The sequence below is a fragment of the Streptomyces sp. NPDC043685 genome, from assembly GCF_056436585.1.
This window is the reverse complement of sequence record NZ_JBWKCH010000012.1, coordinates 296,280-302,655: the sequence shown is the minus strand read 5'-3', so window position 1 is coordinate 302,655 and position 6,376 is coordinate 296,280. Positions and strand designations below refer to the sequence as shown.

Here is a 6,376-nt window from a genome sequence, read left to right as displayed (position 1 = left end):
CTCGGGCTTTCCTCCGGGCTTCCCTTCGGTCTTGCGTTTCCGACTCTATCAGATCTTTCCGATCCGATTTCCTCGGTGCTTTCCAGGTTCTCGCTTTCGCGTTTCCCTTTCCGGCGGTTCCGACTTTATCAGAAGTTCTGAGTCGGATTTTCCTCCCCGGCTGGGCATGGTCCCTGGAGCCTGAGTGGCCCGGGTGCCCCGTCGGGAGGAGTTGTAAACCTAGTGGAGCGGGGCGCCTCGATGCAAATCGAGGCGCCCCGCTCCCAGTTGGCCTGGTCCCAGGCCCGACGGTCCGTCAGACCTCCACCACGACGGGCAGGATCATCGGCCGGCGCCGGTAGTTGTCCGAGACCCACTTCCCCAGCGTGCGGCGCACGAGCTGCTGGAGCTGGTGGGGCTCGACCACGCCGTCCTGGGCGGAGCGTTCGAGCACCTCCGTGATCCTGGGCGCCACGTCGCTGAAGGCGGAGTCCTCGATGCCCGAGCCGCGGGCCTGGATGTGCGGGCCGCCGGTGATCTTCCCCGTGGACGAGTCGATGACCACGAAGACCGAGATGATGCCCTCGTCACCGAGAATCCTGCGGTCCTTGAGGGCCGGCTCACCCACGTCGCCGACCGAGAGGCCGTCGACGTAGACGTAGCCCGCCTGGACCTTGCCGGAGATCTTGGCCTTGCCCTCGACGAGGTCGACGGCGACGCCGTCCTCGGCGATCACGATGCGGTCGTGCGGGACACCGGTGAGGGCACCCAGCTCGGCGTTGGCGCGCAGATGGCGCCATTCGCCATGCACCGGCATCAGGTTCTTGGGGCGGCAGATGTTGTAGAAGTACAGCAGCTCGCCCGCGGAGGCGTGGCCGGAGACGTGGACCTTGGCGTTGCCCTTGTGGACCACGTTGGCGCCCCAGCGGGTGAGGCCGTTGATCACGCGGTAGACCGCGTTCTCGTTGCCGGGGATGAGGGACGACGCCAGGATCACCGTGTCGCCCTGGACGATGCGGATCTGGTGGTCCCGGTTGGCCATGCGGGACAGGGCCGCCATCGGTTCGCCCTGGGAGCCCGTGCAGACCAGGACCACCTCGCTGTCGGGGAGGTCGTCGAGCGTCTTGACGTCCACGACCAGGCCCGGCGGGACCTTCAGATAGCCCAGGTCCCGGGCGATGCCCATGTTGCGGACCATGGAGCGGCCGACGAAGGCCACACGGCGGCCGTACTCGTGCGCCGCGTCCAGGATCTGCTGGATGCGGTGCACATGGCTGGCGAAGCTCGCGACGATGATCCGCTTGCGGGCGCCGGCGAAGACCTGCCGCAGGACGTTGGAGATCTCCCGCTCCGGCGGGACGAACCCCGGCACCTCGGCGTTCGTCGAGTCGGAGAGGAGGAGGTCGATGCCCTCCTCGCTCAGACGTGCGAAGGCGTGGAGGTCCGTGAGGCGGCTGTCCAGCGGGAGCTGGTCCATCTTGAAGTCGCCGGTGTGGACGACCATGCCCGCCGGGGTGCGGATGGCCACGGCCAGCGCGTCCGGGATGGAGTGGTTGACCGCGATGAACTCGCAGTCGAACGGGCCGATGCGCTCGCGGTGCCCCTCCACCACCTCGAGGGTGTAGGGGCGGATGCGGTGCTCCTGGAGCTTGGCCTCGATGAGGGCGAGGGTCAGCTTGGAGCCGATCAGCGGGATGTCCGGCTTCTCGCGCAGGAGGAAGGGGACACCGCCGATGTGGTCCTCGTGGCCGTGCGTGAGCACGATGCCCTCGATGTCGTCGAGGCGGTCCCTGATGGACGAGAAGTCCGGCAGGATCAGGTCGATTCCGGGCTGCTCCTCCTCCGGGAAGAGCACTCCGCAGTCGACGATCAGGAGACGGCCGCCGTATTCGAAGACCGTCATGTTGCGGCCGATCTCGCCGAGCCCGCCGAGCGGGGTGACACGCAGGCCGCCTTCGGGGAGCGGCGGGGGCGTGCGCAGTTCGGGATGCGGATGACTCAAAAGACTCTCCTCACCACACACGCCACGTACCGGTGGGGCACGTGGCGCGCGTGACGTTCGTGCATGAGCAGTTGTGTGTGGGGTGCGGGCACCGGTGGCCCGCTTATTCGGTTGTGAAGTATTCGGTTGTGAAGCAAATGCGCGGGAGCCGCGCGAAGTCCGTTGTCAGAGCTGTACCCCGCCGGCTGCGAGATCGAGCTTGAGCTGCTCGATCTCTTCGGGCGCGCATTCGACCATGGGGGCGCGCAACGGTCCGCCGGGGAGTCCCTGCAGGGCGAGCGCCGCCTTGGTGGTCATCACGCCCTGGGTGCGGAACATACCCGTGTAGACGGCGAGCAGCTTCTGGTGGATCTCGGTGGCCTTCTGGACGTCGCCCGAGGTGTACGCCTCGACCAGAGCGCGCAGCTCGGGGGTGACGACGTGGCCGACGACCGAGACGAATCCGACCGCACCGACCGAGAGCAGGGGGAGGTTCAGCATGTCGTCGCCGGAGTACCAGGCCAGGCCGGAGCGGGCGATGGCCCAGCTGGCGCGGCCGAGGTCGCCCTTGGCGTCCTTGTTGGCGACGATCCGCGGGTGCTCGGCGAGGCGGACGAGCGTCTCGGTGTTGATCGGGACGCCGCTGCGGCCGGGGATGTCGTAGAGCATCACCGGGAGACCGGTGGTGTCGGCGACGGCCCTGAAGTGCCGGTAGAGGCCTTCTTGCGGGGGCTTGTTGTAGTACGGGGTCACCACGAGCAGGCCGTGTGCGCCGGTGCGCTCGGCCGCGCGGGCGAGCTCGATGCTGTGGTGGGTGTCGTTGGTGCCGACTCCGGCCACCACGTGGGCCCGGTCTCCGACCGCTTCCAGGACCGCCCGTACGAGATCCGCTTTCTCCGCGTCGCTGGTGGTCGGGGACTCGCCGGTGGTGCCGTTGATGACCAGGCCGTCGTTGCCTGCGTCCACCAGGTGGGTGGCGAGTCGCTGAGCGCCGTCGAGGTCGAGTGCGCCGTCCGCCGTGAAGGGCGTGACCATGGCGGTGAGGACCCGCCCGAAGGGGGTCTGCGGAGTCGAGGTCGGAGCCATGGGTTACACGCTACTCGTTGCTCAGGACCGGGTCTGCCCGCGGGGCGGGCGGCAAGTCATGACATAGGTGGAGCCCGGCACTGCCTGCTCGGGGGTTCAAGCAGTGCCGGACCCGTTTGATCAGGCTAGATGAACTTCTCTAAATGCCGCAATACGGACACTTCGTGCGGCTGAACCGCACATCTGTACCTGACCAGGCTCGGGGCGCACTACGGCGCCACGCGTCCGTTCGCGTTGAAGGCGGCGTAGGTGAGCGGCATGAGGCGGGCCCACTCGGCCTCCATCTTCTCGCCGACCATCTCGATCTCGCGCTGCGGGAAGGACGGCACCTTGGCCAGCTCGTGCTGGGTGCGCAGGCCGAGGAAGTGCATCAGCGAGCGGGCGTTGCAGGTGGCGTACATCGAGGAGTACAGGCCGACCGGCAGGACCGAACGGGCTACCTCGCGGGCGACGCCGGCGGCCAGCATCTCCTGGTAGGCCTCGTACGCCTGGCGGTACGAGTCCTCCATGACACGGCCGGTCAGCTCCTGCTGGGCCTGGGTGCCCTCGACGAAGACGTACTTGCCCGGGCGGCCCTCCTGGACCAGCTTGCGGGACTCGTCCGGGACGTAGAAGACGGGCTGGAGCTCGCGGTAACGGCCGCTCTCCTCGTTGTACGACCAGCCGACGCGGTGCCGCATGAACTCGCGGAAGACGAAGATCGGGGCGCTGACCAGGAAGGTCATAGAGTTGTGCTCGAAGGGGCTGCCGTGCCGGTCCCGCATCAGATAGTTGATCAGGCCCTTGGAGCGCTCGGGGTCCTTCTTCAGCTCGTCCAGGGACTGCTCGCCGAGGGTCGAGACGCGGGCGGCGAAGAGGACGTCCGCGTCGGACGCGGTGTGCTTGACCAGCTCGACGGTGACGTCGCTGCGGAAGCTGGGCTTGAGGTCGTCGGCGGGGGTGTCGGTCACGGTTGGCAGGGCCTTCCCATCTCGTCGTGTGGCGACGCCACTCTACGGCGCGGCCGATTCGGCACGATCGGTGGCGTGCCGCAATGAAGTCGGTGAAACAGGGCACCTCTGAGGGAGTTCGTTCGTCTCTACAGACGAAAGTGATCCGTTCCACCCTCGAAGGAGACGCACCCCTGATGTTCGGTCGGCGTGAACCCGTACCGTTTGCCTTCGTCGCCGAGGCCGACAGGTTCCGCAGCAATGTCACTCCCCCACCGCCCGAGCGGTCGTCCGTCGGTCAGCTGGCCGGCCGTTGGCTGCTGGGCCTCACCATCGTGGCGGGCCTCGTGGGGTCCCTGGTCATCGGGACGCCCGCGCTGACGCCCGCCAAGACGGCTGATCAGCCTCAGCAGTCGCAGGCGTCCGAGAGCCGCTGAACCGCGCCGCACCCGCGGTGACTCCATCCGGCCCCCCGCCAGTGGTGACCGGGGACACAGATCGGTAGCCTCACCGGGCACAGCCCACGCATGGATCGAGTGAGGACCCGCCGTGCCCCTGCCCTTCCTGACGGCCGACCGCGTTTTCGAGGCGGCGGACGACGTTCCGCTGCCCTACGAAGACCGTGACCTCTGGCGGCGGCCGTACCGGCCCGGGCCGTACCGCGTCGCGACGGCGGCGCTCGCGCTGCTGCTCGCCTCGTTCGTGCTGTTCGCGGCGGTCATCATCGCCGTGACGGCTCAACTGGCTTCGGCGGCGGTGGTGTTCGGCCTCGCGCTGCTCGTCATCGCCGCGGCGCTGCGGTTGCTGCGCGTGGGCGTGTGGGTCAGCGCGCGCGGGGTGCGGCACGTGGGTTTCCTCACGACGCGTACGGCGTCCTGGGAGCAGGTCGTCTCCGTGCGCACGGTGCAGCAGCCGGTGCGCTGGCTGGGACTGCCCCGGACCGTGCAGGGGCAGGCGCTGCTGCTCGGACGGCAGGGCGACGCCGCCGGTCCGCTGCCGCTGATGACGACGCACAACGCGGACTTCCTGGGCCGCACCGAGGCCTTCGACCGGGCGGCTGACTCGGTCGAGGCGTGGGCCGCCGAGTACGGCCCGCGCTGACGTCCTCGACCTCGTGCCGATGGGGCCGGACCGTGTCGCACGGTCCGGCCCCATCGGCATGCGTGGGGTGGGTTCAGGCGGTCTCGGCGGGCTGCTTGCCGTCGTGCAGGGCGATCGCGCGCTGCATCGCCTTGCGGGCCCGCGGGGTGTCGCGGGCGTCGTGGTAGGCGACGGCCAGGCGGAACCAGGTGCGCCAGTCGTCGGGGGCGTCCTCCGTCTCGGCCTTGCGCTTGGCGAAGACCTCGTCGGCCGAGTCGCGGTCGATGCGCCCGCCGGGGGTGCGCCGCAGCTCGTCGACGGGCAGCCCGCCCTCGGCGTCGAGTTCGGCGGCGAGTCGGTTGGCCTTGCGGGCGAACTGGGTGTTCTTCCACAGGAACCACAGGCCGATGACCGGCAGGATCAGCACGGCGACACCGAAGGTGACGGTGAGGGGCGTGCCGACCTCGATGAGCAGGACGCCGCGGCTGCCGACCAGGACGAAGTAGACGACCAGGACGGCGGCGGTGAGGGCGTAGGTGAGCTTCGCGCGCATGACGGTCAGGGGCTCAGTTCAGGTCCAGGAAGTGTTCCAGGCCGAACGTCAGGCCGGGGGTGCTCACCACGCGACGGGCGCCGAGCAGGATGCCCGGCATGAAGCTGCTGTGGTGGAGCGAGTCGTGCCGGACGGTGAGGGTCTCGCCCTCGGCGCCGAGCAGGACCTCCTGGTGGGCGAGCAGACCGCGCAGCCGGACGGCGTGGACCGGGACGCCGTCGACGTCGGCGCCGCGGGCACCGTCGAGGGCGGTGGTCGTGGCGTCGGGGGCCGGGGCGGTGCCGGCGGTGCGGCGGGCCTCGGCGATGAGCTGGGCGGTGCGGGTGGCGGTGCCGGAGGGGGCGTCCACCTTGTTCGGGTGGTGCAGCTCGACGACCTCGACGGACTCGAAATAGGGGGCCGCGAGCTGCGCGAACTTCATGGTGAGGACGGCCCCGATGGAGAAGTTCGGCGCGATGAGCACGCCCGTCTCCGGGGAGGCGGACAGCCAGCCGTTCAGCTGCGCGAGGCGCTCCTCGGTCCAGCCGGTGGTGCCGACGACCGCGTGGATGCCGTGGCCGACACAGAAGTCGAGGTTGGCCATGACCGAGTCGGGCGTGGTCAGTTCGACCGCGACCTGGGCTCCGGAGTCGGTCAGCGTCTCCAGCGAGTCGCCCCGGCCGAGGGCGGCGACCAGTTCCATGTCGTCGGCGGCTTCGACGGCCCGCACGGCTTCCGAGCCGATCCGGCCCTTGGCGCCGAGGACCGCCACGCGCAGCTTGCTCATCT

At 69.4% G+C, this 6,376-nt stretch carries 7 protein-coding genes; 2 read left to right on the top strand and 5 right to left on the bottom strand.

Features of this window, described 5'->3' with window-relative positions; translation table 11 throughout:
* Positions 1–295 precede the first annotated feature (295 nt).
* The 3 genes from AC0665_RS33980 to thyX all read right to left on the bottom strand — a co-directional run bounded on the left by AC0665_RS33980 (position 296) and on the right by thyX (position 3,996).
* Positions 296–1,981 (bottom strand): ribonuclease J, encoded by a 1,686-nt coding sequence (locus tag AC0665_RS33980; RefSeq protein WP_366054334.1) that lies wholly within the window; start codon positions 1,979–1,981, stop codon positions 296–298.
* Between the two features lie 165 nt (positions 1,982–2,146).
* Entirely contained in the window at positions 2,147–3,046 is a 900-nt protein-coding gene (dapA, locus tag AC0665_RS33975) for a 4-hydroxy-tetrahydrodipicolinate synthase (protein WP_363118051.1), read from the bottom strand.
* Between the two features lie 209 nt (positions 3,047–3,255).
* Positions 3,256–3,996 carry an FAD-dependent thymidylate synthase gene (gene thyX, locus AC0665_RS33970; protein ID WP_478609179.1) on the bottom strand — a complete coding sequence of 247 codons (741 nt, stop codon included), beginning with the start codon at positions 3,994–3,996 and terminating at the stop codon, positions 3,256–3,258.
* Between the two features lie 176 nt (positions 3,997–4,172).
* Between thyX and AC0665_RS33965 the strand changes: the two genes are divergently transcribed.
* Together AC0665_RS33965 and AC0665_RS33960 are read left to right on the top strand one after the other, a co-directional pair.
* Positions 4,173–4,412, top strand: coding sequence for a hypothetical protein (locus tag AC0665_RS33965; RefSeq protein WP_468412804.1), 240 nt, complete (start codon positions 4,173–4,175; stop codon positions 4,410–4,412).
* Positions 4,413–4,524: 112 nt separating this feature from the next.
* Positions 4,525–5,076, top strand: a complete 552-nt coding sequence (locus AC0665_RS33960; RefSeq protein ID WP_478609176.1) for a hypothetical protein — start codon at positions 4,525–4,527, stop codon at positions 5,074–5,076.
* A 73-nt stretch (positions 5,077–5,149) separates the two neighbouring features.
* Here AC0665_RS33960 and AC0665_RS33955 read toward each other — a convergent pair whose 3' ends face one another.
* Together AC0665_RS33955 and dapB are read right to left on the bottom strand one after the other, a co-directional pair.
* Positions 5,150–5,608: a DUF485 domain-containing protein gene (locus AC0665_RS33955; protein ID WP_468412808.1), complete on the bottom strand. Its 459-nt coding sequence runs from the start codon at positions 5,606–5,608 to the stop codon at positions 5,150–5,152.
* 13 nt (positions 5,609–5,621) lie between these two features.
* Positions 5,622–6,374 (bottom strand): 4-hydroxy-tetrahydrodipicolinate reductase, encoded by a 753-nt coding sequence (gene dapB / locus AC0665_RS33950; RefSeq protein ID WP_468412809.1) that lies wholly within the window; start codon positions 6,372–6,374, stop codon positions 5,622–5,624.
* Positions 6,375–6,376 lie beyond the last annotated feature (2 nt).

Coding starts and splice junctions, on each gene's coding strand:
- dapA (WP_363118051.1), bottom strand. CDS start 3,046: ATGGCTCCGACCTCGACTCCGCAGACCCCCTTCGGGCGGGTCCTCACC.
- dapB (WP_468412809.1), bottom strand. CDS start 6,374: ATGAGCAAGCTGCGCGTGGCGGTCCTCGGCGCCAAGGGCCGGATCGGC.
- AC0665_RS33955 (WP_468412808.1), bottom strand. CDS start 5,608: ATGCGCGCGAAGCTCACCTACGCCCTCACCGCCGCCGTCCTGGTCGTC.
- AC0665_RS33965 (WP_468412804.1), top strand. CDS start 4,173: ATGTTCGGTCGGCGTGAACCCGTACCGTTTGCCTTCGTCGCCGAGGCC.